The sequence below is a fragment of the Pantoea brenneri genome (genome assembly GCF_038594305.1).
Classification (GTDB): domain Bacteria; phylum Pseudomonadota; class Gammaproteobacteria; order Enterobacterales; family Enterobacteriaceae; genus Pantoea; species Pantoea brenneri.
The window spans coordinates 505,711-532,450 of record NZ_JBCGBG010000003.1 but is presented as its reverse complement, the minus strand read 5'-3'; the positions used below and the strand labels follow the sequence as shown (position 1 = coordinate 532,450).

20 protein-coding genes are annotated in these 26,740 nt (G+C 57.9%); 8 read left to right on the top strand and 12 right to left on the bottom strand.

Features of this window, described 5'->3' with window-relative positions; genetic code table 11:
• Positions 1-44 precede the first annotated feature (44 nt).
• On the bottom strand, positions 45-896 hold the full coding sequence (tsf, locus tag AABB92_RS15940; RefSeq protein ID WP_031375277.1) for a translation elongation factor Ts: 852 nt from the start codon (positions 894-896) through the stop codon (positions 45-47).
• A 181-nt stretch (positions 897-1,077) separates the two neighbouring features.
• Positions 1,078-1,803, bottom strand: coding sequence for a 30S ribosomal protein S2 (gene rpsB, locus AABB92_RS15935; protein WP_031375276.1), 726 nt, complete (start codon positions 1,801-1,803; stop codon positions 1,078-1,080).
• 316 nt (positions 1,804-2,119) lie between these two features.
• Here rpsB and map point away from each other — a divergent pair, with 316 nt between their 5' ends.
• From map to AABB92_RS15915, 4 genes are all read left to right on the top strand, one after another.
• Entirely contained in the window at positions 2,120-2,914 is a 795-nt protein-coding gene (gene map / locus AABB92_RS15930) for a type I methionyl aminopeptidase (protein WP_031375275.1), read from the top strand.
• Between the two features lie 67 nt (positions 2,915-2,981).
• Positions 2,982-5,636, top strand: coding sequence for a bifunctional uridylyltransferase/uridylyl-removing protein GlnD (gene glnD, locus AABB92_RS15925; RefSeq protein WP_046289206.1), 2,655 nt, complete (start codon positions 2,982-2,984; stop codon positions 5,634-5,636).
• Positions 5,637-5,719: 83 nt separating this feature from the next.
• Positions 5,720-6,544 carry a 2,3,4,5-tetrahydropyridine-2,6-dicarboxylate N-succinyltransferase gene (gene dapD, locus AABB92_RS15920; protein ID WP_031375273.1) on the top strand — a complete coding sequence of 275 codons (825 nt, stop codon included), beginning with the start codon at positions 5,720-5,722 and terminating at the stop codon, positions 6,542-6,544.
• Between the two features lie 225 nt (positions 6,545-6,769).
• Complete coding sequence (locus AABB92_RS15915; protein ID WP_010254085.1) at positions 6,770-7,162, top strand: DUF3461 family protein; 393 nt, start codon at positions 6,770-6,772, stop codon at positions 7,160-7,162.
• 65 nt (positions 7,163-7,227) lie between these two features.
• Here the strand turns inward: AABB92_RS15915 and AABB92_RS15910 are convergent, their stop codons facing one another.
• The 3 genes from AABB92_RS15910 to dgt all read right to left on the bottom strand — a co-directional run bounded on the left by AABB92_RS15910 (position 7,228) and on the right by dgt (position 11,632).
• Positions 7,228-8,385, bottom strand: coding sequence for a CdaR family transcriptional regulator (locus AABB92_RS15910; RefSeq protein WP_031375272.1), 1,158 nt, complete (start codon positions 8,383-8,385; stop codon positions 7,228-7,230).
• 184 nt (positions 8,386-8,569) lie between these two features.
• The gene (gene degP / locus AABB92_RS15905) at positions 8,570-10,009 is read right to left on the bottom strand and encodes a serine endoprotease DegP (RefSeq protein WP_031375271.1); all 1,440 of its coding nucleotides are present in this window, start codon (positions 10,007-10,009) and stop codon (positions 8,570-8,572) included.
• Positions 10,010-10,141: 132 nt separating this feature from the next.
• Entirely contained in the window at positions 10,142-11,632 is a 1,491-nt protein-coding gene (gene dgt / locus AABB92_RS15900; protein ID WP_031375270.1) for a dGTPase, read from the bottom strand.
• Between the two features lie 92 nt (positions 11,633-11,724).
• Here dgt and mtnN point away from each other — a divergent pair, with 92 nt between their 5' ends.
• From mtnN to AABB92_RS15885, 3 genes are all read left to right on the top strand, one after another.
• Positions 11,725-12,423, top strand: a complete 699-nt coding sequence (mtnN, locus tag AABB92_RS15895) for a 5'-methylthioadenosine/S-adenosylhomocysteine nucleosidase (protein WP_031375269.1) — start codon at positions 11,725-11,727, stop codon at positions 12,421-12,423.
• A complete protein-coding gene (gene btuF / locus AABB92_RS15890) occupies positions 12,416-13,219 on the top strand; it encodes a vitamin B12 ABC transporter substrate-binding protein BtuF (protein ID WP_031375268.1) in 804 nt (267 codons plus the stop codon). Before mtnN ends, btuF begins: the two co-directional genes overlap by 8 nt.
• A 115-nt stretch (positions 13,220-13,334) precedes the next feature.
• Positions 13,335-13,586, top strand: a complete 252-nt coding sequence (locus AABB92_RS15885; protein ID WP_031375267.1) for a hypothetical protein — start codon at positions 13,335-13,337, stop codon at positions 13,584-13,586.
• A gap of 30 nt (positions 13,587-13,616) precedes the next feature.
• On the opposite strand, the gene erpA is transcribed toward AABB92_RS15885, so the two are convergent.
• A complete protein-coding gene (gene erpA / locus AABB92_RS15880; RefSeq protein WP_031375266.1) occupies positions 13,617-13,964 on the bottom strand; it encodes an iron-sulfur cluster insertion protein ErpA in 348 nt (115 codons plus the stop codon).
• Between the two features lie 204 nt (positions 13,965-14,168).
• Here erpA and hemL point away from each other — a divergent pair, with 204 nt between their 5' ends.
• Positions 14,169-15,449 (top strand): glutamate-1-semialdehyde 2,1-aminomutase, encoded by a 1,281-nt coding sequence (gene hemL, locus AABB92_RS15875; protein WP_046289220.1) that lies wholly within the window; start codon positions 14,169-14,171, stop codon positions 15,447-15,449.
• Positions 15,450-15,483: 34 nt separating this feature from the next.
• Here the strand turns inward: hemL and fhuB are convergent, their stop codons facing one another.
• From fhuB to hrpB, 6 genes are all read right to left on the bottom strand, one after another.
• Positions 15,484-17,463, bottom strand: coding sequence for a Fe(3+)-hydroxamate ABC transporter permease FhuB (gene fhuB, locus AABB92_RS15870; protein ID WP_046289205.1), 1,980 nt, complete (start codon positions 17,461-17,463; stop codon positions 15,484-15,486).
• Positions 17,463-18,341, bottom strand: coding sequence for a Fe(3+)-hydroxamate ABC transporter substrate-binding protein FhuD (gene fhuD, locus AABB92_RS15865; RefSeq protein ID WP_046289204.1), 879 nt, complete (start codon positions 18,339-18,341; stop codon positions 17,463-17,465). The genes fhuB and fhuD overlap by 1 nt, the downstream gene beginning before the upstream one ends.
• Before the next feature lie 10 nt (positions 18,342-18,351).
• Positions 18,352-19,146: a Fe3+-hydroxamate ABC transporter ATP-binding protein FhuC gene (gene fhuC, locus AABB92_RS15860; protein WP_031374708.1), complete on the bottom strand. Its 795-nt coding sequence runs from the start codon at positions 19,144-19,146 to the stop codon at positions 18,352-18,354.
• A gap of 39 nt (positions 19,147-19,185) precedes the next feature.
• Positions 19,186-21,405 carry a ferrichrome porin FhuA gene (gene fhuA / locus AABB92_RS15855; RefSeq protein WP_031374707.1) on the bottom strand — a complete coding sequence of 740 codons (2,220 nt, stop codon included), beginning with the start codon at positions 21,403-21,405 and terminating at the stop codon, positions 19,186-19,188.
• A gap of 199 nt (positions 21,406-21,604) precedes the next feature.
• On the bottom strand, positions 21,605-24,130 hold the full coding sequence (gene mrcB, locus AABB92_RS15850; protein WP_046289203.1) for a bifunctional glycosyl transferase/transpeptidase: 2,526 nt from the start codon (positions 24,128-24,130) through the stop codon (positions 21,605-21,607).
• A gap of 98 nt (positions 24,131-24,228) precedes the next feature.
• The gene (hrpB, locus tag AABB92_RS15845) at positions 24,229-26,712 is read right to left on the bottom strand and encodes an ATP-dependent helicase HrpB (RefSeq protein WP_046289202.1); all 2,484 of its coding nucleotides are present in this window, start codon (positions 26,710-26,712) and stop codon (positions 24,229-24,231) included.
• Positions 26,713-26,740: the final 28 nt, after the last annotated feature.

Sequence of the window (26,740 nt, the reverse complement as noted above, 5' to 3'; positions counted from 1 at the left end):
TCACAGACAAAAAAGAACCGCCTTCTGGCGGTTCTTTCAGAGCATTAAGACTGTTTGGACATGGCTGCAACTTCTGCAGCAAAGTCAGACTCAACTTTCTCGATGCCTTCACCCACTTCGAAGCGGATGAAATTGATGACGTCAGCGCCCTGCTCTTTCAGCGCCTGGCCAACGGTTTTGCTTGGGTCGATAACGAAAGCCTGACCGGTCAGAGAGACTTCACCGGTGAATTTCTTCATACGGCCTTCAACCATCTTCTCGGCAATTTCTTTCGGCTTGCCAGACTGCATCGCGATGTCCAGCTGAACCTGGTACTCTTTCTCTACCACGTCTGCAGACACGTCTTCTGGCTTAACGAATTCAGGCTTGCTCGCCGCAACGTGCATCGCGATCTGTTTGATCAGATCTTCGCTTGCGCCGGTGGTTGAAACCAGAACGCCGATACGTGCGCCGTGCAGGTAGCTGCCCAGCTCTGCGCCTTCCAGGATAGCAACGCGACGGATGTTGATGTTCTCACCGATTTTAGCAACCAGCGCAACGCGCTCTTCTTCGAACTGCGCTTTCAGCACTTCAACGTCAGTGATGCGATCCGCTGCAGCTGCATCCAGAACTTTGTCTGCGAATGCCTGGAAACCACCATCTTTTGCGACGAAGTCAGTCTGGCAGTTCACTTCCAGAATCACACCGTAGTCACCAACGATTTTGGTTTTGATTACGCCATCAGCAGCAACGTTGCCTGCTTTTTTCGCTGCTTTGATTGCGCCAGACTTACGCATGTTCTCAATCGCCAGCTCAATGTCGCCGTTCGCTTCAGTCAGCGCTTTTTTGCAGTCCATCATGCCCGCGCCAGTACGTTCGCGCAGTTCTTTTACCAATGCAGCGGTAATGTCAGCCATTCCAGAATCCTCGGTTCGTGCCTGTGTACGTTTGCACCAGCAGACACTTATTTGCGGAAAATTTACTCTGTCCCGCCGTCCGGTTGGGGGCGTGACAGACTTAGATAAAATAAAGGGGCCAGTATAGGCCCCTTACAGATCACATCTGAATGCTAAGGGCTCTTATGCAGAGCAAACCTTATTAAGCGTTTTCTAAAGACGCTTCTTCAGCTTGCTCAGCCAGGTCCTGAGAGCGGCCTTCGCGAACGGTGGTCGCAACGGCAGTCAGGTACAGGTTTACAGCACGGATCGCATCGTCGTTACCTGGGATAACGAAATCAACGCCATCTGGATCTGAGTTGGTATCAACGATAGCAAATACCGGGATACCCAGGTTGTTTGCTTCTTTGATTGCGATGTGTTCGTGGTCAGCATCGACAACAAACAGTGCGTCTGGCAGACCGCCCATATCTTTGATACCGCCCAGGCTGTTTTCCAGCTTGGCCAGCTCACGCGCACGCATCAGCGCTTCTTTTTTGGTCAGTTTGTCGAAAGTACCATCCTGAGACTGAGTCTCCAGATCTTTCAGACGCTTGATTGACTGACGCACGGTTTTCCAGTTAGTCAGCATGCCACCCAACCAGCGGTGGTTTACGAAGAACTGGTCGCAGCTCAGTGCAGACTCTTTTACCGCTTCAGCAGCAGCGCGCTTAGTACCTACGATCAGGATCTTACCTTTACGGGAAGCGATCTTGTTCAGTTCAGCCAGAGCTTCGTTGAACATAGGGACAGTTTTTTCCAGGTTGATGATGTGAACCTTGTTACGGGCACCAAAGATGAATGGCTTCATTTTTGGGTTCCAGTAACGGGTCTGGTGACCGAAGTGAACACCAGCCTGGAGCATGTCGCGCATGGAAACAGTTGCCATGATAACCTCTAAAGTTTGATTGGGGTTGGGCCTCCATGTATCCCATACGACCGACCTTTTTCAAGGCACCCCGGCGTATGTGTCGATACATGTGTGTTTTATTACACATAATGAGAGTTATGCGTTTCCTGCTGACCGAAACGGCCATACAGAGAATCGTCGGCGCGCTTTATACCACAATCAGCCCAGTGACGCCAATAAATGATCGCTGACCGCGGCCAGCGTGTTCTCTATTTGGCAGCCCATTTGCTGACTGCTAACATGACAGCACAGAGTTCATTATTGTCGGAAATTTCGACAAATGCGGATTAATTTAATGGCAATTTCAATTAAAACCCCTGAAGAAATCGAAAAAATGCGCGTCGCCGGCCGTCTGGCTGCCGAGGTGCTGGAGATGATCGAGCCACACGTTCAGCCGGGCGTGACTACCGGTGAACTCGATCGCATCTGCCATGACTACATCACACAGCATCAGCAGGCGATTTCTGCCTGTCTGGGCTATCACGGCTTTCCGAAATCGGTCTGCATTTCGGTCAATGAAGTCGTTTGTCACGGTATTCCCAGCGATGACCGCCAGCTAAAAGACGGCGACATCATCAATATTGATGTCACCGTAATTAAAGATAGCTATCACGGCGATACCTCTAAGATGTTTATCGTCGGCAAGCCGACCATCCAGGGCGAACGTCTGTGCCGCGTCACTCAGGAGAGCCTCTATCTCTCATTGCGTCTGATCAAGCCCGGTATCCGTCTGCGTGAGCTGGGCCGGGCGATTCAGAAATATGTCGAAGCGAATGACTTCTCGGTGGTACGTGAGTATTGCGGCCACGGCATCGGCAAGGGCTTCCATGAAGAGCCACAGGTGCTGCATTATGATGCCGACGATGGCGGCGTGGTGCTGCAGGCGGGCATGACATTTACCGTGGAACCGATGGTGAATGCGGGCGATTACCGCATCCGCACCATGAAAGATGGCTGGACGGTAAAAACCAAAGATCGCAGCTTGTCCGCGCAGTATGAGCATACTATTGTGGTGACGGAAAACGGCTGTGAGATCTTAACCCTGCGCAAAGATGACACCCTGCCTGCGGTGCTGGTTGCTGAAGGGTAATTCCCCCACTACAGAATCAAGCCGGCGCTAAGCCGGTTTTTTTTTGGCTGAAGAAGAGAAGAGCTGCATGAGCGTGAGCCTGTCGGAAGAGGTACAAAACGGTCTGATCGATTCCCCGGCCGAATGGGATGACGATCAGCTCACCCGCGACATTCTGAAACAGCGGCTGGAGCAGTTTCAGCACCATCTGTCTGCCGCTTTCGACGCCGGTGAAGCCGTCGAGCCGCTGATTGATGCCCGCACGCTGTTTATCGATCGCCTGCTGCGTCGTCTGTGGCGCTTTTTCGGCTTTGATCAGATGAGCGCCATCGCGCTGGTGGCCGTTGGCGGCTATGGCCGTGCCGAGCTGCATCCGCTCTCAGACATAGACGTGCTGATCCTCAGCCGTCAGCCGCTGGATGAACAGGCTGCACAGCGCACCAGCGAACTGCTGACCCTGATGTGGGACCTGAAGCTGGAGGTTGGCCACAGCGTGCGCACGCTGGAGGAGTGTCTGCTGGAGGGCTTATCGGATCTGACGGTAGCCACCAATCTGATTGAATCGCGGATGCTGACCGGTGACGTGGCGCTGTTCCTTGAACTGCAAAAAAACGTCTTCAGCGACGGCTTCTGGCCTTCATCGTGCTTTTTCGCCGCCAAAATTGAAGAGCAGCAGGAGCGTCATAAGCGCTATCACGGCACCAGCTACAACCTTGAGCCAGACATCAAAAGCAGCCCCGGCGGCCTGCGCGATATTCATACCCTGCAATGGGTGGCGCGCCGCCACTTTGGCGCCACCACCCTGGATGAGATGGTCGGCTTCGGTTTCCTCACTGAAGTGGAGCGCAGCGAGCTGAATGAGTGTCAGGAATTTCTCTGGCGGATCCGTTTCGCATTGCATCTTTCGCTGCCCCGCTACGACAACCGTCTGCTGTTTGATCGCCAGCTCAGCGTGGCGCAACGTCTTAATTATCAGGGCGAAGGCAACGAGCCGGTCGAGCGGATGATGAAAGACTTTTACCGGGTGACGCGCCGGATTGGCGAGCTGAACCAGATGCTGCTGCAGCTGTTCGATGAAGCGATTCTGGCGTTGTCCACCAGCGAAAAACCCTGCCCGATCGACGATGACTTTCAGCTACGCGGCGACCTGATTGACCTGCGCGATGAAACGCTGTTTGAGCGTGAGCCGCAGGCAATTCTGCGCATGTTCTACGTCATGGTGCGTAACGACAGCATCAAAGGCATCTACTCCACCACCCTGCGCCATCTGCGTCATGCGCGCCGCCATCTGAAGCAGCCGCTGTGTCAGATTCCGGAAGCGCGCCGCACCTTTATGTCTATTCTGCGTCATCCTGGCGCCGTCAGCCGGGCGCTGGTGCCGATGCACCGTCACAGCGTGCTGTGGGCTTACACCCCGCTGTGGGGCCATATTGTCGGCCAGATGCAGTTTGATCTGTTCCACGCCTACACCGTTGATGAGCACACCATTCGCGTATTGCAGAAGCTGGAAAGCTTCGCCAGCGAAGCCACCCGCTCGCAGCATCCGCTGTGCGTTGAACTCTGGCCGCGCCTGCCGCAGCAGGAGCTGTTGCTGATGGCCGCGCTGCTGCACGATATCGCCAAAGGGCGCGGCGGCGATCACTCGATTCTCGGCGCACAGGACGCACTCGACTTCGCTGAAATGCACGGCCTGAACTCGCGTGAAACGCAGCTGGTTGCCTGGCTGGTGCGCCATCATCTGCTGATGTCGGTCACCGCGCAGCGCCGCGATATTCAGGACCCGACGGTGATCCAGCAGTTCGCCGAGGTGATGCAGAATGAAAATCGCCTGCGCTATCTGGTCTGCCTCACCGTAGCGGATATCTGCGCCACCAACGAAAGCCTGTGGAACAGCTGGAAGCAGAGCCTGTTGCGCGAACTGTTTTTCGCCACCGAGAAACAGCTGCGACGCGGCATGGAGAACAGCCCGGACCTGCGTGAGCGGGTGCGTCACCATCGTCTGCAGGCGCTGGCGCTATTGCGGATGGACAATATTGATGAAGAGCGGCTGCATCAGATCTGGAACCGCTGCCGCGCCGATTATTTCCTGCGGCATACGCCGAATCAGATCGCCTGGCATGCCCGCCATCTGATGGGCCACGATCTGACAAAACCGCTGGTGCTGGTCAGCCCGCAGGCCACGCGCGGCGGCACTGAAATCTTTATCTGGAGTCCGGATCGGCCGCACCTGTTTGCCGCAGTGGCGGGCGAACTGGATCGCCGTAATCTCAGCGTGCACGATGCGCAAATCTTTACCAGCCGCGACGGCATGGCGATGGATACGTTTATCGTGCTGGAGCCCGACGGCAGCCCGCTGGCACCGGATCGCCATCCGATGATTATTCAGGCGCTGGAGCAGGCGATTACCCAGTCAGACTGGGTGCCGCCGCGAACCCGTCGTCCGTCGGCCAGGCTGAAGCACTTCAGCGTCGATACCGAAGTCAATTTTCTGCCAACCCATACCGATCGCCGCAGCTACCTCGAGCTGGTGGCCCTTGATCAGCCCGGCCTGCTGGCGCGAGTGGGCGAAGTGTTTGCCGATCTCGGCGTCTCGCTGCACGGCGCGCGCATCAGCACCATCGGTGAACGGGTCGAGGATTTGTTTATTCTCGCCAACAGTGAGCGTCAGGCGCTGGATGAAGAAATGCGTAAAGCGTTGCAACAACGGTTGACAGAAGCCCTTAATCCAAACGATAAAGTGTGACCAAAGTCGATTTGTGAACCTTAAACTTTTTACTCGTGTCGGGTGATTATCCGGCACTGCACATGACAGATCAGGAAAAAAATATGCAACAGTTACAGAGCGTTATTGAATCCGCCTTCGAACGTCGTGCTGATATCACCCCAGCCAGCGTTGACAGTGAAACCCGTGATGCCATCAACCAGGTTATCTCTCTGCTGGACAGCGGTGCACTGCGCGTTTCCGAAAAGATCGACGGTGAGTGGGTAACGCATCAGTGGCTGAAGAAAGCGGTACTGCTCTCTTTCCGCATCAACGACAACCAGGTGATGGAAGGTGCTGAAACCCGTTTTTATGACAAAGTGCCGATGAAATTTGCTGGCTGGGATGAAGCGCGTTTCAAAGAGGCCGGTTTCCGTGTGGTTCCGCCAGCGGCTGTGCGTCAGGGTGCCTATATCGCCCGCAACACGGTGCTGATGCCCTCTTACGTTAACATTGGCGCATTCGTGGATGAAGGCACCATGGTGGATACCTGGGCAACCGTTGGCTCCTGTGCGCAGATTGGTAAAAACGTTCACCTCTCCGGCGGCGTAGGCATCGGCGGCGTGCTGGAACCGCTGCAGGCCAACCCGACCATCATCGAAGATAACTGCTTCATTGGCGCACGCTCTGAAATCGTCGAAGGCGTGATTGTTGAAGAAGGCTCAGTGATCTCAATGGGCGTTTACATCGGTCAGAGCACCAAAATCTATGACCGTGAGACCGGCGAAGTGCATTACGGCCGCGTGCCAGCCGGTTCCGTAGTGGTCTCAGGTAACCTGCCGTCTAAAGATGGCAGCTACAGCCTCTACTGTGCGGTAATCGTGAAGAAAGTCGATGCGAAAACGCTCGGCAAAACAGGTATCAACGAACTGCTGCGCACCATCGACTGATTTAAGTGACGGGCTGGAAACCGGCCCGTCATCTTTTCTTTACACTTCCCCGCCAACATCCTGTTTTGCGCCGCGAATTAACTGGTGCGTTTATTTTTTATTCAGGTCATAATCCGCGCCAGTTAAATCCCGTCGCGCAATGTTCATCCTGCTTATTTATGTCTACAGTTGTCAGACGTCATGAACAAGACTGCGCGCTTCTCACCTTTTGATGGAAACAACGCTATGTATGACAATCTGAAAAGCTTAGGTATCAGTAATCCGGATGATATTGATCGTTACAGCCTGCGTCAGGAAGCCAATAACGATATTCTGAAGATCTACTTCCGCAAAGATAAAGGCGAGTTTTTCGCGAAAAGCGTGAAATTCAAATACCCGCGTCAGCGTAAAACAGTGGTGGCCGATCACGCTACCCAGGGCTACAAAGAAGTACAGGAAATCAGCCCGAATCTGCGTTACGTGATTGACGAGCTGGACCAGATTTGCCAGCGCGACCAGGTTGAAGTGGATCTGAAACGTAAAATTCTTGATGACCTGCGCCACCTGGAAAGCGTAGTGTCACACAAAATTACCGAAATCGAATCTGACCTCGAAAAACTGACCCGCAACGGTCGTTAATCGGCTGTCAGTGACGAAAAAGGCCAGCTCTGCTGGCCTTTTTTATGTCGGCGTTACCGCCCCGCTCATCCCTGCTCATCCAGCTGCAGCGCCACATAGAGCAGCAGCCGATCGTCAAAGTGCCCGAGATTCAGCCCGGTTAACTCCGAAATCCGATTCAGCCGATACTCCAGCGTATTACGGTGAATAAACAGCGCACGCGCAGTCGCGCTCGGCTGCACATTATGGGTGAACCAGGCGATCAGCGTTCGCCGCAGCAAACCGTTGTTATCCATACTCTTGAGTTTCGCCAGTGGCCGCGCCAGCTCATTGGCCTGCCAGCCGCCACGCAGACTGTCGAGCAGCACCGGCAGCACCAGATCCTGATAAAAATAGCTGCGCACCTCGGGCATACGCTGTTTGCCAACCATCATGGTGGTGCGGGCGGTACGATAGGAACGCGCAATACTGCCGGGGCCGGTGAAAAAGTTTCCCAGCGCAATCCGCATCCGCAGATGGCCGCTCTCTTTCATTCGCTGTAATAACTGCTCGACCCGCCGACGATGATCCTCCTGATCGTAACGGCCGTGCCCATTCAGGGCCGGCTTCAGCACCACCATTTCGGTCAGCGAAACAATGGCGATCAGGTTGTCGCGCTCCGGCGTGATCAGCAACGTTTGCAGCTGCTGCAACTCTGACATTGCGCTATCGACGCCCAGCTGGCCGCTATCGACCTCAACCACGGCCACCACGCGCGGCTGATTAAGATCGATGCCGAGCCGCTGCGCCCATTCGGTCAGCTGCGGCGACAGGGTATCGCTGCGAATCAGATTCAGCACCAGCTCTTCGCGCAGACGGCTGTCCTGCGCCAGCATATGCAGCAGTCGCGCCTGCTCCAGCATCATCTCCGCCGTCATACAGACCAGCTCACCATAATGCCGCAGCGCCAGCGGCTCACCGGTCAGGCCGATGACCCCGACAATATCGCCGTCTATCCGCAGCGGCAGATTAATGCCGGGCCGCACCCCGTGCAGATGTTTCGCCACCGCTTCATCAATGTCCACTACCCGCCCCTGAGAGAGCACCAGCAGCGCGCCTTCGTGCAATTCCCCAATGCGCTCGCGATCGCCGCTGCCAATAATCCGGCCGCGCGCATCCATCACGTTGACATTGCTGTCAATAATTTTCATGGTGCGCGCCACGATATCCTGCGCCAGCCGGGCATCAAGATGATAGGTAGCCATCCATTACTCCTGAAAAAGAGGGGGAGAGATAGAATACGCATGCAAGGCGGCCAGAACATTGTGCAACTGCACAGAGCCAGGTGGGCATTTAGTGAATTTGCGGTCAGCATCACACTCTGACCGGCACGAATTGAGGCAATAAAAAAGGCGGACCGAAGTCCGCCTGATAGCAATGCCTTGCCGCTTACTGCATCAGCAGGTAGATGCTGCTGTCGCCGCGCTTGACGTTCAGCGCCAGCACCGACGGTTTGGAATCAAGGATTTTACGCAGTTCGCCCAGGTTGGTCACCGGCTGCTGGTTCACGCCCTGAATCACGTCGCCTTTTTTCAGGCCGATACGAGCGGCAGCGCTGCCCGCTTTGACGTTATCCACGCGAACCCCTTTATCGCCAGCGTCGCTATTGCTGAGATCGGCCCCTTCAATGCCGGTGTAGATGGTGGCCGACTGGACTTTCGCCTGGCTGCTCTGCTGCAGCTGAACCGACACATCCAGCGGTTTGCCATCACGCAGCAGACCCAGTTTCAGGGTGGTGCCAATCGGCAATGAACCGACTTCAGCACGCAGCGCAGCAAAGCTGGTCAGCGGCTTGCCGTTCATCGACACCACCACATCGCCCGCTTTGATACCGGCTTTCGCCGCCGCCGAACCAGGCAGTACCTGGCTGACAAAGGCTCCGCGCTGTGCATCGACCTTCATCGCTTTCGCCAGCTCAGAGTTAAGCTCGGTGCCCATCACACCCAGTTCACCGCGTTTAACCTGACCAAACTCCACCATCTGCGCCGTCAGGTTTTTCACCATGTTGCTCGGGATAGCAAAGCCGATACCGATGTTGCCGCCATCCGGTGCCAGAATCGCGGTGTTGATGCCGATCAGTTCACCGTTAAGGTTAACCAGCGCGCCACCGGAGTTACCGCGGTTAATCGCCGCGTCCGTCTGGATAAAGTTCTCGTAGTTTTCCACATTCAGGCCGCTACGGCCCAGCGCGGAGACGATACCTGAAGTGACTGTTTCACCCAGGCCATACGGGTTACCGATCGCCACGGTGTAGTCACCGACCCGCAGATTGTCAGAGTCGGCCAGTTTCACCGCCGTGAGGTTTTTAGCGTCCTGCAGCTGGATCAACGCAATGTCGGAGCTGGGATCTTTACCGATCACTTTGGCGTCATAGCGGCGGCCATCGCTCAGCTGGACCTGAATTTTAGTGGCATTATTCACTACGTGGTTGTTGGTCACCACATAGCCTTTTTCAGCATTGATCACCACGCCCGATCCCAGCGCACGGAATTTTTCCTGCTGGGTATTTGGTGCCGGCGCGCCGCCAGCAGAGCCGTCGCCGCTCTGGCACATCGGTGAACTCTGGAACGGCGAGCCATCCTGACAGAAAGGCGAGTTATCACCAAAGAATTGCTGGAACTGCTGCGGCATACGCGGCGTTTTCACCGTGGTGGTGCCTTCAACGCTGATACTGACCACTGACGGCATCACCTTCTCCAGCATCGGTGCCAGGCTCGGCAGTTGCTGACTATCAGAAGAGGCGGTTTGCGCAGCGGAAACCGTGACGGGCGCCAGGGCCATACTCAGGCTCAGGGCCAGCGCACTTAACATTAAACTCTTTTTTTTCATTTTTGGTTTCTCTTGAGGATAACTGTTCAGACCATTGCTGTGGTCGGTGTTGAGATAAATGTTTTAGCGCGAAGTTCCTTTTAAAGTTTCAAGCAAAGGTAAAAATTTATTCGCGCTCTTTACAATTGGTGATTATTCGACAGCCATCAGCCGCCGGTACTCATCCCAGGCATAGAGATCGGTCATTCCGCTAATATAATCCTGAATCAGACGAAAACGATAATATCGCTCCCACAGCAGGCGCTCATATTTATGTTCCACCACCAGGGTGCGCATTTTATGCAGATAAGCTTTACGATGCTTGCCGGAAAGTTTATGAAAAAGCCGGGTCTCAATCGGATGGTGCCGCAGAAAGTCTTCATTTATCAGCGTGGTAAACGATTCATAATTGAGCAGCATCAGCGGCTGATAAATTTCCAGTAATCCCTTAATAACCCGATATCCCTGTAATTCCAGCTGCTCGACTTCGGAATGATTAAATACCTGCTGGCGCGCCACCGTTTTGAACAACTGCAACAAACGGCCCTCTTCGCCATCATCTTCCAGCAAGGCATGATTGAAATTACCGTCAAATATGGCGGGCAGATTATCAACAAAACGCTTCACTGCATAGGTCACCAGCACGCTCTGAACATTTACGCGTAATGACATAAAGAATTGATCGCTACGGCTGCGGCGCTTTTTACTGCAGGCCTCACGCCAGGCTTCGCCGATGGTACGGCTGAAAGCGTCATTATTTTTTACCGGCCCCCAGGCTTTATTGAGAAACTCATACAAACTCTCAACATTAAATATATCTTTTTCTACAGCGTCGTCCAAATCGGCAATGCAATAGGAGATATCATCGGCGGCTTCCATTATATAGGTCAGCGGAAAGCGATGGTGCTCTGCCATATTGGTCGCGGCGCGCAGGTCGCTAATATAGTCCTGCTCGGAGAGATAAAAGCCCGGCTTTTTCATTAACACGCTGAATTCGGCGGGCTTCTCGCCCTGCCACCAGGCGGGGGCGGTATATTTAAGAATGCAGGCAACCTGTGAGTAGCTGAGGTTAAGTTGCAGCAGCGTATGAACCATACGAATCGCCTGCGCATTGCCTTCAAAGTGGCACAAATCCTGTCGAATCATCGCGTTTAGCTGATCGAAGGCGCGGCGTTGCATCTCGCCTTCTACCCCGGCCACCAGCGGATCAACCAGTTCAGCCGGCAGATTATCTTCAAACCAGTCGTTGATCGCCGCCTCACCAAAATGCCCGAACGGGGGATTCCCCACGTCGTGCATCAGACAGGCCATCTCAATCAGGCTCTCAAACGCGCCTTCCAGCTCGTCCAGTCCATATTGCGCCAGTCCGCCCTGCATTTTCAGGGTCTGCAGGATCTCCTTGGTGATATAGCGTCCGGTCTGCTGCACCTCCAGCGAATGCGTCAGCCTTGAACGCACCGCGGCATTGCGCTCCAGCGGAAACACCTGGGTTTTTTGCTGCAAACGGCGAATCGCTGCGGAGTTAATAATCCGTCCACGATCGCTCTCGAAGTGGCGGGTAATGTAATATTCCCCCTCCGGATCTTTTCGACTGGTATAAGGGCGCGAGAAGCTGATCTTCTTCCTGAAATTGATCGCTGACATTCATTACCCCTTATTTTTTGGTGAATTAATCCCCTGTTAGCCATGGTAGACTATGCCTTAAATTATGACTTTTTACATTAGCGGGACTCACTATGAAAGCAGGCATTATTGGTGCGATGGAGCAGGAAGTTACCCTGCTGCGCGACAAAATCGAAAACCGTCAAACTTTATCGCTGGCTGGCTGTGAAATTTATACCGGCACCCTGAATGGCGTTGAAGTTGCGCTGTTGAAATCGGGCATTGGCAAAACCTCCGCCGCGCTGGGTACCACCCTGCTGCTGCAACTGTGTAAGCCAGACGTGGTGATCAACACCGGTTCGGCTGGCGGCTTAGCGGCTTCGCTGAGCGTGGGCGATATCGTGGTATCAGAAGAAGTGCGCTATCACGATGCCGACGTCACGGCTTTTGGCTATGAGCCCGGTCAGATGGCAGGCTGCCCGGCAGCCTTTGTTGCCGACAGGGGTTTGATTGCAGCAGCCGAAGCCTGCATTAAGCAGCTCGATCTGAATGCGGTGCGTGGTCTGGTGGTGAGCGGAGACGCCTTTATCAACGGCGCCGAGCCGCTGGCGCGCATTCGTCAGCAGTTTCCACAGGCTATTGCCGTGGAAATGGAGGCCGCAGCTATCGGTCACGTCTGCCACCAGTTCCAGGTGCCTTTTGTGGTGGTTCGTGCCATTTCTGACGTCGCTGATCAGGCCTCGCATCTGAGCTTTGATGAGTTCCTCAGCGTCGCGGCTAAGCAGTCGTCGCTGATGGTGGAGAACCTGCTGGCGCGTCTGGCGCGTGGCTAAAACTCTGCTGTTCTGCTGGCTGCTGCTGATCAGCGGCAGCCTGCTGGCTTCCTCTCCGCGCGTTATCACCCTCGCGCCCCACCTGACTGAACTCGCCTTCGCCGCCGGCATTACGCCGATTGCGGTCAGCGCCTGGTCCGACTATCCGCCGCAGGCGAAACCGATTGAGCAGGTAGCCAACTGGCAGGGGATTAACCTCGAGCGTATTCTGCAACTGAAGCCGGATCTGGTATTAGCCTGGCGTGGCGGCAATCCGCAGCGACAGATCGACCAGCTGCAGCAGCTCGGGTTGAAAATCGAATGGATCGATCCGGTCACGCTGGATCAGATGATTGCCTCACTGGAAAAACTGGCGCAGTGGAGTCCGCATCCTGAACAGGCGGTTAAGGCCGCGCAGCAGTTGCGTCAGCAGCAAGCCGCGCTGCGCCAGCGCTACGCTCACCTGCCGGTGGTGCCGCTGTTTTTACAGTTTGGTCAGCAGCCGCTGTTTACCGCCGCAAAATCGACCTTACAGAATGAGATCATTGAACTGTGTGGCGGCAGGAATATCTTTGCCGACAGCCGGGTCAGCTGGCCGCAGGTCAGCCGTGAACAGGTACTGATGCGGCACCCGCAGGCGATTGTGATCGGCGGCAGTGACCACCAGGCTGACAACGTCCGGACCTACTGGCAACCGCAGCTCAGTGTGCCGGTGATTGCGATTAATGATGACTGGCTCAGCCGTCCCGGCCCGCGCCTGTTACTGGCGGCAAAACAGCTGTGCGCTGCGCTGCATCCCGCACAAAAATCCAACTAATCGATTAAAGAAACAGCCTTTTTTGCCGTTAATCAAGATATGAGACGCGCGCGCCACGTATGCTCGCCGTCCTTTTTAGCGCTTAGCGCTTTTTGAACAACACCAGGAACTTTACATGACCAGAGCACTGCTACTGGCGATGGGGCTGCTGATCCCGGCGTACACGCTGGCGGGATCGGTCACCGGCTCTATTGGCGTCAGGCTTGTCATCTTTTCACGCTGTGAAATTCACAGTCCTGATGCGCAGGCTGTGCCGCAGATCGATTGCGGCAGACAGGCAAGCGCGCAACCGCGGGTGACACGCAGTGTCATTCAATCAGAGGGGAATCAGAGACGGAACCATCAGCTGGTAACGATAGAGTGGTAAACGAGGCCGTCAGGAAGACGGCCTGCGTCATCAGATACTGAAAGAAGAACCACAGCCGCAGGTGGTTTTCGCGTTCGGGTTAGTGACGATAAAACGCGATCCTTCCAGCCCTTCGGTGTAGTCCACCGAGCCGCCCACCAGATACTGCAGGCTCATCGGATCGACCACCAGCGAGACGCCCTGCTTCTCAATGGTCATATCGCCGTCATTCATCTGGTCATCAAAAGTAAAACCGTACTGGAAGCCGCTGCAACCCCCGCCGGTGATATAAACGCGTAATTTCAGCGCCGGGTTCTCTTCGTCGGCAATCAGGTTCTTCACCTTGGTGGCTGCTGCGTCGGTAAACTGCAACGGCAGTGCTGCTACATCATCACTCATGTTTTACTCCGCTAAACGTCCAGGTCAGAAAACGACCTTAATACCGCTATTATCTGCCAGCACCTCAGCGCAATCAAGCTCTGCCCTTCGCACTCTGTGCCGCTTTCACTAAGGTTAAGTATAGCGGCTGGTGAAACCGGCTTTCGTCTGCTGCGCCTCTTCCGTAGAATGGCGCGATATTTTTATGAACCGCTGGAGCCGAAAATGAGTAAGTCCGAACAACTGTTTGCCGAGGCACAACGCCTGATTCCGGGTGGCGTAAACTCGCCGGTACGCGCATTTACCGGTGTGGGCGGCGTTCCGCTGTTTATCGAACACGCCAACGGTGCCTACCTGTATGACGCCGATGGCAAAGCCTACATTGATTATGTCGGATCATGGGGCCCGATGGTGCTGGGGCACAATAACGCCGGGATTCGCAACGCGGTGATTGAGGCCGCTGAGCGCGGTCTGAGCTTTGGCGCACCAACGGAGATGGAAGTCACCATGGCGCAACTGGTGTGCGAACTGGTGCCGAGCATGGAGATGGTGCGCATGGTCAACTCCGGTACCGAAGCCACCATGAGCGCCATTCGTCTGGCGCGTGGCTTTACCGGCCGCGATAAAATTATCAAATTTGAAGGCTGCTACCACGGTCACGCCGATCATCTGCTGGTCAAAGCGGGTTCGGGCGCATTAACCCTCGGCCAGCCCAATTCGCCAGGCGTCCCGGCCGATTTCGCTAAGCATACCCTGACCTGCACCTACAACGATCTCGATTCGGTCCGCGCCGCCTTTGAACAGTACCCGGAGGCTATCGCCGCGATCATCGTTGAGCCGGTGGCCGGCAACATGAACTGCATTCCGCCGCAGCCAGACTTCCTGCCGGGCCTGCGGGCGCTGTGTGATGAGTTTGGCGCGCTGTTGATCATTGATGAAGTGATGACCGGCTTCCGCGTGGCGCTGGGCGGTGCGCAGGAGTATTACAACGTCCGTCCTGACCTGACCTGCCTCGGTAAGATCATCGGTGGCGGTATGCCGGTTGGCGCGTTTGGCGGTCGTCGTGAGGTGATGGCGGCGCTGGCTCCGACCGGTCCGGTCTATCAGGCTGGCACGCTGTCGGGCAACCCGATCGCCATGGCAGCCGGTTATGCCTGTCTGACCCAGATAGCGCAGCCCGGCACCCATCAGACGCTGGATGCCCTGACCCGCAAACTGGCGACTGGCCTGCGTGATGCGGCGCAGCAGCAAAATATTCCGCTGGTGGTCAACCACGTTGGCGGGATGTTTGGCCTGTTCTTCACCGATGCTGACAGCGTGACCTGTTACGCCGACGTGACCCGCTGTGATGTTGAGCGTTTCAAAACTTTCTTCCACCTGATGCTGGAAGAAGGCGTCTACTTTGCTCCGTCGGCCTTTGAGGCTGGCTTTATGTCGCTGGCCCACAGCGAGGAAGATATTCAGCGCACCATCGACGCCGCACGTCGTTGCTTCGCGAAGCTGTAAAATGGGTAATAAGACCGGCTGAGGCCGGTCTTTTTTAGCCTGAACGTCGCAGCAGCCAGATGAAGTAAGGCGCGCCGAGAAAGGTCGCCATCAGCCCGGCCGGAATCTGATCCGGAAACGCCAGCATCCTCCCGCACCAGTCCGCCAGCACCATCAGTCCCGCCCCAAGCAAGCCTGACAGCAGCAACTGCGGTAATGCCCGACGGAAGCCCAGCATCCGTGCCATATGTGGTGCCATCAATCCGACAAAACTCAGCGGGCCGATGGTCAGCGTGGCGCTGGCCGTCAGCGCGGCTGCCAGCAGCAGCAGGCTGAGGCGGGCCGGGGTTAACGCCATGCCAGCTGAGCGTGCCGTGGCACTGCCGAGCGGCAGCAGCGTCAGCCAGCGGCTGGCCAGCGGAGCCAGCGCCACCAGCAGCAGCGCGCAGCCAGCGCTCTGTATCGCCTGGCTGGCACTGATATTGTAGGTTGAGCCGGAGATCCAGCTCAGCAGGCCGCCCATGCGCGGATCGCCACTGGCCAGCAGCAGCATCAGCAGCGTGACAAAGGCGCTGTTCAGCGCCATCCCCGCCAGCAGCATCCGCTCCGGTGAAAAACCGCCACGGCTGGCCACCAGCATAATCACCATCAGGGTCAGCGCCGCGCCGATTGCGCCGGCTGGCAGCAGCCACATCAGCGCATCGCCGGGCACCAGGAACATCATCACCACCACACCACAGGCGGCACCGGAACTGATGCCAAGCACTTCCGGGCTGGCCATCGGATTGCCGGTCAGCCGCTGGATCAGGCTGCCCGCTACGCCCAGCATCAGGCCGGTCACCAGCGCGGCCAGTACCCGCGGCGCGCGCCACGGCAGCAGCTGATGGAGCATATCGCCCGCAGACCAGATCCAGCCCTGGGCATTGCGGCCAAACGCCAGGCCGCCCCACGCCAGCAGCGCCAGCGCCAGCAGGCCAGTCAGCACCCAGCGCAGCAGATGCTGGCGCTCGGCCGGAACGTTATCCCCCTGATCCAGCGCCGGTGGCACCGAACCGGTACGCAGCCGCGGCAGCAGCCACAGCAGAATCGGCACCCCCAGCAGCGCGGTGGCGGTACCGGTCGGAATCTCGCGCCAGTGAACGCTTAGCCACTGCACGCACCCATCCGCCAGCCACAGCAGTAGCGCGCCGATCAGCGGTGCCAGCAGCATGCGGCTGAGTAACCGCCGGCCACCCAGCAGCTTCGCCAGCAGCGGCGCAAACAGCCCGATAAAGCCGATAATACCGGCGGCATTAACCAGCTGTGCGCTGAGCAGGATCGCCAGGGTCAGGCCGCCAATTCGCGCCAGCGACAGCGCCAGTCCCAGATTTTTTGCCACGCCATCATCCAGCCCCATCAGCGTCAGCGGACGCAGCAGTGCCAGCGTCAGCAACAGCGCCAGCAGCAGACGCGGCCAGAGTTGCAGCACGTTTTCCCAGCTCATCTGATTCAGCGCACCGGTGCTCCACAGGAACATGTTCTGCAACTGGTCGTGATTGAAGATGGCGAAAATCTGGTTCACCGCGCCGCTGTAGAGACTCAGCACCAGGCCAGCCAGAATCAGGGTGACCGGCGACAGACGTTTGCGCCACGCCACGCCAAACACCAGCACGCCAACCACCACCGCCCCGATCAGGGCAGCAAACTGCTGGGTCACCGCGCCGCCGGGCAACTGCCACAGGGTCGCCACGGTGATGCCGAGCTGTGCGCCAGATGAGACGCCCAGCGTGGTCGGTTCGGCCAGCGGATTACGCAGCACCTGCTGAAACAGCAAGCCTGCTAATCCCAGCCCGGCCCCCACCAGCAGTGCCAGCACCAGCCTTGGCAGCAGGCTGTAGTGAAATACCATCTGCGATACGTTATCGGTGGCAGGCGACCACAGCGCCTGTGACCACTGCGCCAGCGGTAACGCCTGCTGCAGGTTAACCAGCGTCAGGCCAAGCGCCAGCAGAAACAGCAGGCTGAGCAGCGCCGCAGGGAACAGAGCATGGCGCATCAGTGCGTCTCCAGCGCGCGTTCCAGCACGCGAACAAAGTGCAGCGCCGACAGCGTTGCACCGTAATACCAGACCGCCGGTACGCGCTGAAAGCGTCCGGCACGCACAAACGGCAGCGACTGCCACAGCGGGCTGCGCATCAGCTGCTGCATATCTGCCTCGTTATCATGATCAAAGCAGATGACATCCACATCGCCCAGCGGGGCCAGTTGTTCGATCCCAACCACCGCACTGCCCCAGAAGTTAGTTTCGCCCTGCCAGCCATTCTTCAGGCCCAGCAGGGTCATGATTTCAAGAAACAGGCTGTTTTTACCGAAGGTGATAGCATGACGGCTGTCGAGCAGCGACATCAGCAGCAGCGTCCGCCCGGCGTAAGGTGCCAGACGCTGACGCGCTGCGGCCAGCTCGCTGTCGACCGCGCGCAGGTGCTGCTCTGCCCTGCGGCTCAGCCCCAGCTGCGCAGCCAGCTGACGTAACGAGGCGCGCGCGGTGCTGAACGGTTTACCATCACCGCTGTTGAGGTCGAACCCCATAATCGGCGCGATGCGCATCAGTTTCTCTTTTGAAGGGCCGTAGCCATTGGAGCAGAGGATCAGCGAAGGCTGCATCTGCGCCATCAGCTCAAGGTTCGGTTCGGTGCGCAGGCCGACGTCAACCACACCGGCGGGCAGTGACGGCTCACCGACCCAGATGTTGTAATTGTGGAGATCCGCGACCCCATAGGGCGTAACGCCAAGCGCCAGCAGCAGTTCGGTGGGTAACCACTCCAGGGCAATAATGCGCGACAGGTCGGGCGTGGCGGCCTGCAGCGGCAGGCTGCGGAGCAACGGGGCAGCCGCCAGTGCCAGCATCAGCCGACGGCGTAACAGATCGGGCATGAAGCCATCCTTAGTAGACAAAACTGACCGGGGCACCGCCCTGCGGGTGCGGTAAAATGCCCATCGGGATGCCATATATCGTCCCGAGCACCTCAGCCTGCATCATCGTCTCTGGCCCGCCTTCGGCGATCAGTGCACCCTGACGCAGCGCCACCAGATGATCGCAGTAGCGCGCCGCCATGTTGATATCGTGCAGCACCGCGATGACGGTCAGCCCACGCTCACGGCTTAGCGTCTGAATCAGCGCCAGCACCTCAACCTGATGGGCGATATCCAGCGCGGAAGTCGGCTCATCCAGCAACAGACAGCGGCTATTCTGCGCCACCATCATCGCCAGCCAGGCGCGCTGACGCTCGCCGCCCGACAGGCTGTCGACCAGACGCCCGGCAAACGCGTTCAGTCCGACCCGTGCGATGGCGTCATCCACCCGATCGCGATCTTCCTGACCAAAGCGCCCCAGCGCACCGTGCCACGGGTAACGACCAATCGCCACCAGCTCGCGAACCGTCATCCCTTCCGCGGCGGGCAACTGTTGCGGCAGATAGGCGACCTGACGGGCAAAGGCCTTGCTGTTCCAGCGATCAACCGGCTGCTGGTTGAGCAGCACCTGTCCGGCGCTGGCGCGATGATGCCGACCCAGCATTTTCAGCAGCGTCGATTTGCCTGAGCCGTTATGGCCGATCAGCGCGGTGACCTTGCCTGGCGGAAAGGTCAGCGACAGCGGTTGAAGGAGGGTACGGCCCGGCACCTGGAAGCTGGCGTTATCCAGGGCAAAGGTCACGTCTTCTGCGTGCGGATACGACATGGTAATCCCTGTGAACGGGCGCCGCAGCGCCCGGCTAAATCAAAATCTGAAGGTGGCGGTGCCGACAATCTGGCGTTCCGCGCCCCAGTAACAGGCGTAGTCACGATAGCAGCTGGCAACATACTCGCGGTCAAACAGGTTGTTGACGTTGACGCCGACTGACGAACCGGGCAAACCGAAGCGAGCGAGATCATATTTCAGCGCGGCGTCGACCGTGGTGTAACCGGCAACCTTAAAGTTCTGGTTCGAGAGTCCAGCAGCGGTATTAGCTGGGGTCTCAGCATACAGCCCCTGGCTTTCCCCCACGTAACGAACTCCGGCGCCGATTGTCACCCCTGACAGGGCGGTTTCGTGGAAGGTGTAATCACTCCACAAGGAGGCCATATGCTTCGGTACCTGTACTGGCGTTTTGCCTTTCAGCAACGTGTCTTCGGTATATTCCGCATCGGTGTAGGTGTATGACGCGGTCAGGTTGACGTTAGCGTTGAGCGCCGCTTTGGCTTCCAGTTCGACACCGCGCGACCGGATTTCACCACCCTGTACGCTAAAGAGAACGTTGTCAGGATCGGCGGTCAGGTTTTTGGTTTTGGTCAGCTGATAAACCGCGGCGGTGAGCACGACCGGACGATCTTTCGGTACGTATTTCACGCCAGCTTCATACTGCTTAGCCCGCGACGGGTCAAAGGCTTCGCCGTTTAACGTTGAACCGGCATTAGGAATAAAGGCTTCGCTGTAGCTGAAGTAAGGCGCGATGCCGTTATCAAACACATAATTCAGGCCGCCGCGCCAGGTGAAGGCCTGATCGTTTTGCCGATCGACACTCTTCGTCACCCGATCGTAGACGGAGTTCATGGCGTAATCATAGCGGCCACCAAGGGTCAGTACCCAGCGATCCCACTCCATCTGATCCTGCAGATATAAACCGGTCTGACGCTGCTTATCCAGATGTTGATAAGGCTGGTCATAGGGCGTCACGCTGTCGTTGCCATATTGCGGATTGATCGCATTCAGACTGGAAGCCATACCAAACTGGGCATCAATATCGTTACGGGTTCGCTGGAAGTCCACCCCCAGCAACAGCGTATGATCGAGCTGGCCGGTGGCGAATTTCGCCTGCGCCTGGGTATCGACCGCAAACTGATTGAGCTTCTCTTCAGAGACCGCCGAACCGCGCGTGATTTGCTGGGTTTCCGGCAGGAAGCCGTTGCCATAAATACTGCGGTAATCGGTACGCAGGTCGGCATAGCGCAGGTTCTGGCGCACCGTCCAGGTATCGTTAAAGCTGTGCTCGGCGTTATAGCCGACCATTTTGGTGTTACGCGAAATCTTATTGCTCTGTTCGCCTTCATCAAAATTGGTCGGCAGCTTGTACTCGCTGCCGTCGGCACGGGTAATCGGCACTACCGTGCCCTGACGCGGCAGCCAGCCGTAATAGCCGGTTTCAGGCTCGTTCTGGAAATAGGTCAGCAGATCAACGCGGGTGCGATCATCCGGACGCCAGCTGAATGCCGGGGCGAGGGTGTAACGCTTCTCTTTGTTCATTGCCTGCTGCGCATCCTGACTGCGCGCCTGGCCGGTCAGACGGTAGCTGTAGACGCCGTCATCATCCAGCGCGCCACCAAAGTCAAAGCCGGTCGAGAACAGGTTATCGTTACCCATCTGAAACTGAACTTCACGCAGCGTTTCCTGCACCGGCCGCTTGCTGACCAGCGCGACGACCCCGCCAGGGTTGCTCTTGCCGTATAGCACCGAGACCGGCCCGCGCAGCAGCTCCGCGCGCTCCAGGAAGTAAGGATCGATAGCGAACTCAGAGTAGTTATCGCCCTGCAGTTTCAGGCCATCCAGATACTGGTTGGTATTGGTTTCGCTAAAGCCGCGAATCGACAGCGCATCAATCACGTCAGAGCTGCCGCGGTTCCCGGTCAGCACGCCAGGCGTATAGTTAAACGCCCCTTTGACGCTGGTGACGTTACGCATCTCCATCTCTTCACGCGTCACTACGGAAACCGACTGCGGATTTTTTTCAATCGGCGTATCGGTTTTGGTGCCGGTGGCACTCTGTTTCGCCGCAATGGTCGGCGCAGGTCCCCATGCGCTTTCGCCCGCCACGCCAGCGCCGCCGTCTGCTGACACCACCAGGGTCTCTTCCGCGAACAGGTTGCTGCTCAGGCTGGTCAGCGCCAGCGCAATCATTATTGCCAAAGGCTGGCGGTAAAAGTGTTTCTTAGTACAACAAACTGAAGTCGTTCGCGCATTCATAAAGGTGTCTCTTAGCTATGAAGGATGTGCAGGCGAATCGAAACGATAATGATTATTATAACGGTCGAATAATATGCGAAACGATGTCGCGACTGCAAGGATAAATCCCAGGCGTGACGCCGTTTGCAGCGCGATTAACCGGTATTGATCAGGCACAAAAAAAGGGCGCCGAAGCGCCCTTTTTAACCAGTCTGTAAAATTATTTACCAAACATATCTTTTATCCATCCCGCTACGCCGTCGCTCTCTTTCTGCTCCTGCGGTTGCTGGGAAGGTTGCTGCTGCTGCTGTTGCTGTTGATCAAACAGCTGTTGCTGCTGCTGAACCTGTTGTTGCTGTTGCTGACACAGCGCATTCGGGTCCAGCGCCCACACTGGCAGCGAACGCCAGGTGCTGCTGCCGGTGCCGCAGACAAAGTTACCGGCCGAGTCGATATTCATCAGCGATACATCTTCCGGTGGCGTCAGCTGCAACGGCATAGGCGCCTGGTTGTCGAGGTAACGACGATAGAGCTGCATCGCCCCGCTGGCGCCGTACAGTTTGGTCGGCTGGTTGTTATCCCGTCCAACCCAGGTGATCGCCACTTCTTTGCCATCGATACCGGCAAACCAGCTGTCGACCAGATCGTTGGTGGTACCGGTTTTCCCCGCCAGATGTGCATTCGGGAATCGCGCGCCCAGCGCACGTGCGGTACCGTGATCGGCCACCTGCTGCATGGTGTAGAGCGTCAGGTAAGCGGCCTGAGCCGGCTCAACGCGCTGCGCCTGCGGATAGCTCTGATACAGCACGCTGCCATCTTCAGCAATCACCGAGCGCACCGCCGACAGTGAGGCGCGGTTGCCGCCGCTGGCGATCGACTGGAACGCCTGCGCCACTTCAACCGGCGTCAGGTTTAACGCCCCCAGCAGCATCGCTGGCACCGGGTGCAGCTGCTCTTTCGGCACGCCCAGCTTGTTCCAGGTATCGACAACCGCATCCAGACCCAGCGTCATCCCCAGGTTAACCGTAGGCACGTTCATCGAGTTGGTCAGCGCATCCACCAGCATCACTTTCCCGCTGAAGCGACGATCGTCGTTCATCGGTTTCCAGACGCTGCCATTCGGCTGTTTCAGCGCGATGGGCTCATCGGCAATCCAGCTGTTAAGACGATAGCTGTTCGGCTGGCTCAGCGCGGTCAGATAGGTGGCCGGTTTTGCCAGCGAACCGATAGAACGACGCGCCTGCAGCGCACGGTTATAACCGGCATACTGCGGATCGGCACCGCCGACCATGGCGCGCACTTCGCCGCTGAAGCGGTCAACGACTACCATCGCGGTTTCCAGATCCTTCAGGCCACGCTGTTTTTTCAGCGTCGGAATGCCGTCGATTACCGCTTTTTCTGCCGCATCCTGCGAGACCGGATCGAGGGTGGTGAAAATCTTCACGCCGGAGAGATCTTTCACCTTGTCACCGAGCTTCGCCTGCAGCTCATTACGCACCATCTGCATAAAGGCTGGCTGCGGCGTAATGACTCCGCCTTTAGGCTGTACGCCCAGCGGACGCGCCGACAGCATGTCATACAGCTCCTGGTCGATCACTTTCTGCTGCTGCAACAGGCGCAGCACCAGGTTGCGGCGTTCCAGCGCCAGTTTCGGGTTACGCCATGGGTTATAGAGCGAGGCTCCTTTCACCATGCCGACCAGCATCGCCTGCTGATCGAGGCTCAGCTCATCAACCGGGCGACCAAAGTAGTAGAGGCTGGCCAGCGGGAAACCGCGGATCTGATCGCTGCCGGCCTGACCGAGATAAACTTCGTTCAGATAGAGTTCCAGAATGCGATCTTTGCTGTAGCGCGCATCCATGATCACCGCCATATAGGCTTCACGCGCTTTACGCCACAGCGAACGCTCGTTGGTGAGGAACAGGTTTTTTACCAGCTGCTGGGTCAGGGTACTGCCGCCCTGCACCGCTTTACCGGCGGTGATGTTGGCGAGGAAAGCGCGACCAATCGAATAGGGGCTGATGCCGTCATGTTCGTAGAAGTGGCGATCCTCGGTGGCAATCAGCGTATCGACCAGCAGATCCGGGAAGCCGGCGCGCGGTACAAACAGACGCTGTTCGCCATTTGGCGACTGCAGCATGGTAATCAACCGCGGATCGAGGCGGAAAAAACCAAAATCACGGCCGGTTTCGAGGTTTTTAATCTCGCTCAGCTCATCCTTACTGAAACTCATGCGCGCGTGGATCTGCCCCTCTTTACTGTCGGGGAAATCGAACGGACGACGCAACAAATCAATGGTATTGCCTTTAACCGAAAACTCGCCAGGGCGGGTGATACGTGACACCTCGCGGTACTGGGTGCCCTCGAGCAGCGCCACCATTTCACTTTTGTTGTAGGCCATACCCGGTTCCAGGCTGACCATACGGCCATAGACGGTAGCGGGCAGTTGCCACACTTTTCCGTCAATCCGGCTGCGAATTTCCGAGTCGAGGTAGACGCCCCATGCGGCCATCACCACAACAAACACCAGGAACAGCTTGATTAACCATCCCAGCCAACGGCGTTTGCCGCGCGGCGGTTTTCCACCTTTACCTTTACGTGGCACCGGCGCTTCCTCCTCGTCATCATTAAAATCATCCTGATCGATATCCTGTTCGATATCCCTGCGGCGTCCCCGGCGCGCACTGCTGCGCGGCGGCAACGGTTTACCTTTGCGCCCAATAGGTTCGCGATCGTTCCCAGACATTGCTTTTATTCTCCAGGCATAGCTTACGGCTGCGCCGCTACTCTAACTGCTTTCTGGTGTTCCGCATGGCAGAACCCTCTGAATTCGATCCAGCGGCCTCAACCTTGCGGGGACATTTTTTTGGTGCGCCTTGTCGGCAAGGCGGTGGCCGGATCGTCTGGCCAGGGATGTTTAGGATAGCGCCCTTTCATCTCTTTGCGGACCTCCGGATATGCACCGCGCCAGAATGCCGCCAGGTCGCGGGTAATCTGTAACGGGCGCTGCGCCGGCGATAACAGCTCCAGCACCAGCGGCACCCGGCCTTCAGCGACGGCGGGATTAGTGGCTTCGCCAAACATCTCCTGAATCCGCACCGCCAGTGCCGGGGGCTTGTCCGCATGGTAGCGGATTGGCAGCCGGCTTCCGGTCGGCACAGTGTAATGAGTTGGCAGCGCACTATCCAGCCGCTGGCGTTGTGACCATGTGAGTAAATGTAATAGCGCGTTGACGAGGTCCACCGATTGCAGCGTTTTCAGATCGCGGACGGCGGACATCTGCGGCAGCAACCATTGTGGCAGGCTGTCGAGCAGCGCGGCGTCATCGACCGCTGGCCACGGCTCTTCCGGCAACCATTGTGCGGCACACTGGATGCGCAGGCGCAGCTGCTCCGCCTGAGGCGTCCAGCCCAACACCGACAGCCCCTTTTCCGCCACCCAGCGCAGAATAGCCGCCTGCAGCACCGCCGGTTCCGGACGGGCCAGCGGCTGGGTTTTCAGCACCAGCGCGCCAATCTGCTCACGTCGCAGGGTGCGCAGGGTGCCCTTCTCCTCATCCCATTCGACTTCAGTCCGCCGCTCAATCAGCGCAGGCTGCTGCTGACACAGCGCCTCAATGTCGACCGGCAACGCCAGCAACATCCGCGCATCCGGCGTGGTGCTGCCCTGTAACAACGCCGGAGCGATCAGCCACGCATTGCGCGTCAGACCATCCTGCTGATCCAGCATGGCACCCAGGCCGTTGGCCAGCTGATAGCGGCCGCTCTCGTCACGCCGGCGCGCCAGCCGATCACCGAAGCCCACCGCCAGTAAGGCGGCAAAACGGTCGTCGTCCACCCGGCCGCCGCTGACCTTAAGCCGTCGCTGCCACTGCTGCGCCCGACGCAGCCACTGCGGTTGCGGCCGGTGCAGCGCATCGCGCAGATCGGCGCTGCCGCTGCGCGGGGGATCTTCCAGAATCGCCACCAGCAGCGCGGCAGTAGCGACCGCATCGGCATCCTGACCGGCGGCGCACAGCATGGCCGCCAGCCGGGGATCGCAGCCCAGCGCTGCCATCCGCCGTCCCAGCGTGTTGAGCAGTCCATGACTGTCCAGCGCGCCAAGGCGGGTTAACTGCTGCTGTGCCGCCGCCAGATGTCTGGCCGGAGGCAGATCAAGCCACTGTAGCTGTTGCGGCTGGGTACAGCCCCACTGCAGCAAATCGAGCCACAGCGATGACAAATCACTGTGCAGGATCTCCGCCTCGCTCTGTGCCGCCGCGCGAGACGCCTGCTCCTGTGGCAGCAGATGCAGACAGATGCCCGGCATTAAACGCCCGGCACGTCCGGCGCGCTGGGTCATGGAGGCCTGGCTGATGCGCTGGGTCTGCAGACGGGTCACGCCGCTGCGGGCATCAAACAGCGCGCTGCGTTCCAGCGCACTGTCGACCACCAGCCGGATCCCTTCTATCGTCAGGCTGGTCTCGGCAATATTGGTGGCGAGCACCACTTTCCGGCGTCCTTGCGCCGCAGGAAGGATCGCCCGACGCTGCGCCGCCAGCGGCAGTGCGCCATACAGCGGCGTCAGATCGACGTCATCGCTAATGCGTGATTCCAGCTCGCGTCTGACCCGTTCGATCTCCGCCACGCCGGGCAAAAACAGCAGTAACGATCCCCACTCATCGCGCAGCAGCTGCGCCACTTCACGCGCCACGGCTTCCTCGAAACGCACGGTTGTGTTCAGTGACGCGTAGCGCCGTTCAACCGGATAGCTGCGCCCTTCCGACACGATCAGCGGCGCGTCTGGCAACAGCGCCGCCAGCCGCGCATTGTCCAGCGTGGCTGACATCAGCATGATCTTCAGATCGTCGCGCAGCCCCTGCTGGACATCCAGCAGCAACGCCAGCGCCAGATCGGCCTGCAGGCTGCGCTCGTGGAACTCATCAAGGATCACCAGCGAAACCCCGTCCAGCATCGGATCGTGCTGTAGCATCCGCGTCAGCATCCCTTCGGTGACCACTTCCAGCCGGGTCTGCGGCCCGACACAGCTTTCGCCGCGCATCCGGAAACCGACCGTGCCCCCCGGCTGCTCACCCAGTTGCTCCGCCAGCCGTTGCGCCACGTTGCGCGCCGCCAGCCGACGCGGCTCCAGCATGATGATCCGGCCTGGCAGATCCGCCTGCTGCAATAGCTGCAGCGGCAGCCAGGTTGATTTGCCCGCGCCGGTCGGCGCCGCCAGCAGGATTTGTGAGGCGCGGCTCAGTGCCGCCAGGATGTCAGGCAGCACCGCGCTGACCGGTAAATCGCTCACAGCAAACTCCGCTTCTGCCTGTGCTAAGATGGCGCGCATTGTAGCATCCATCCGTGATATTTGCCGG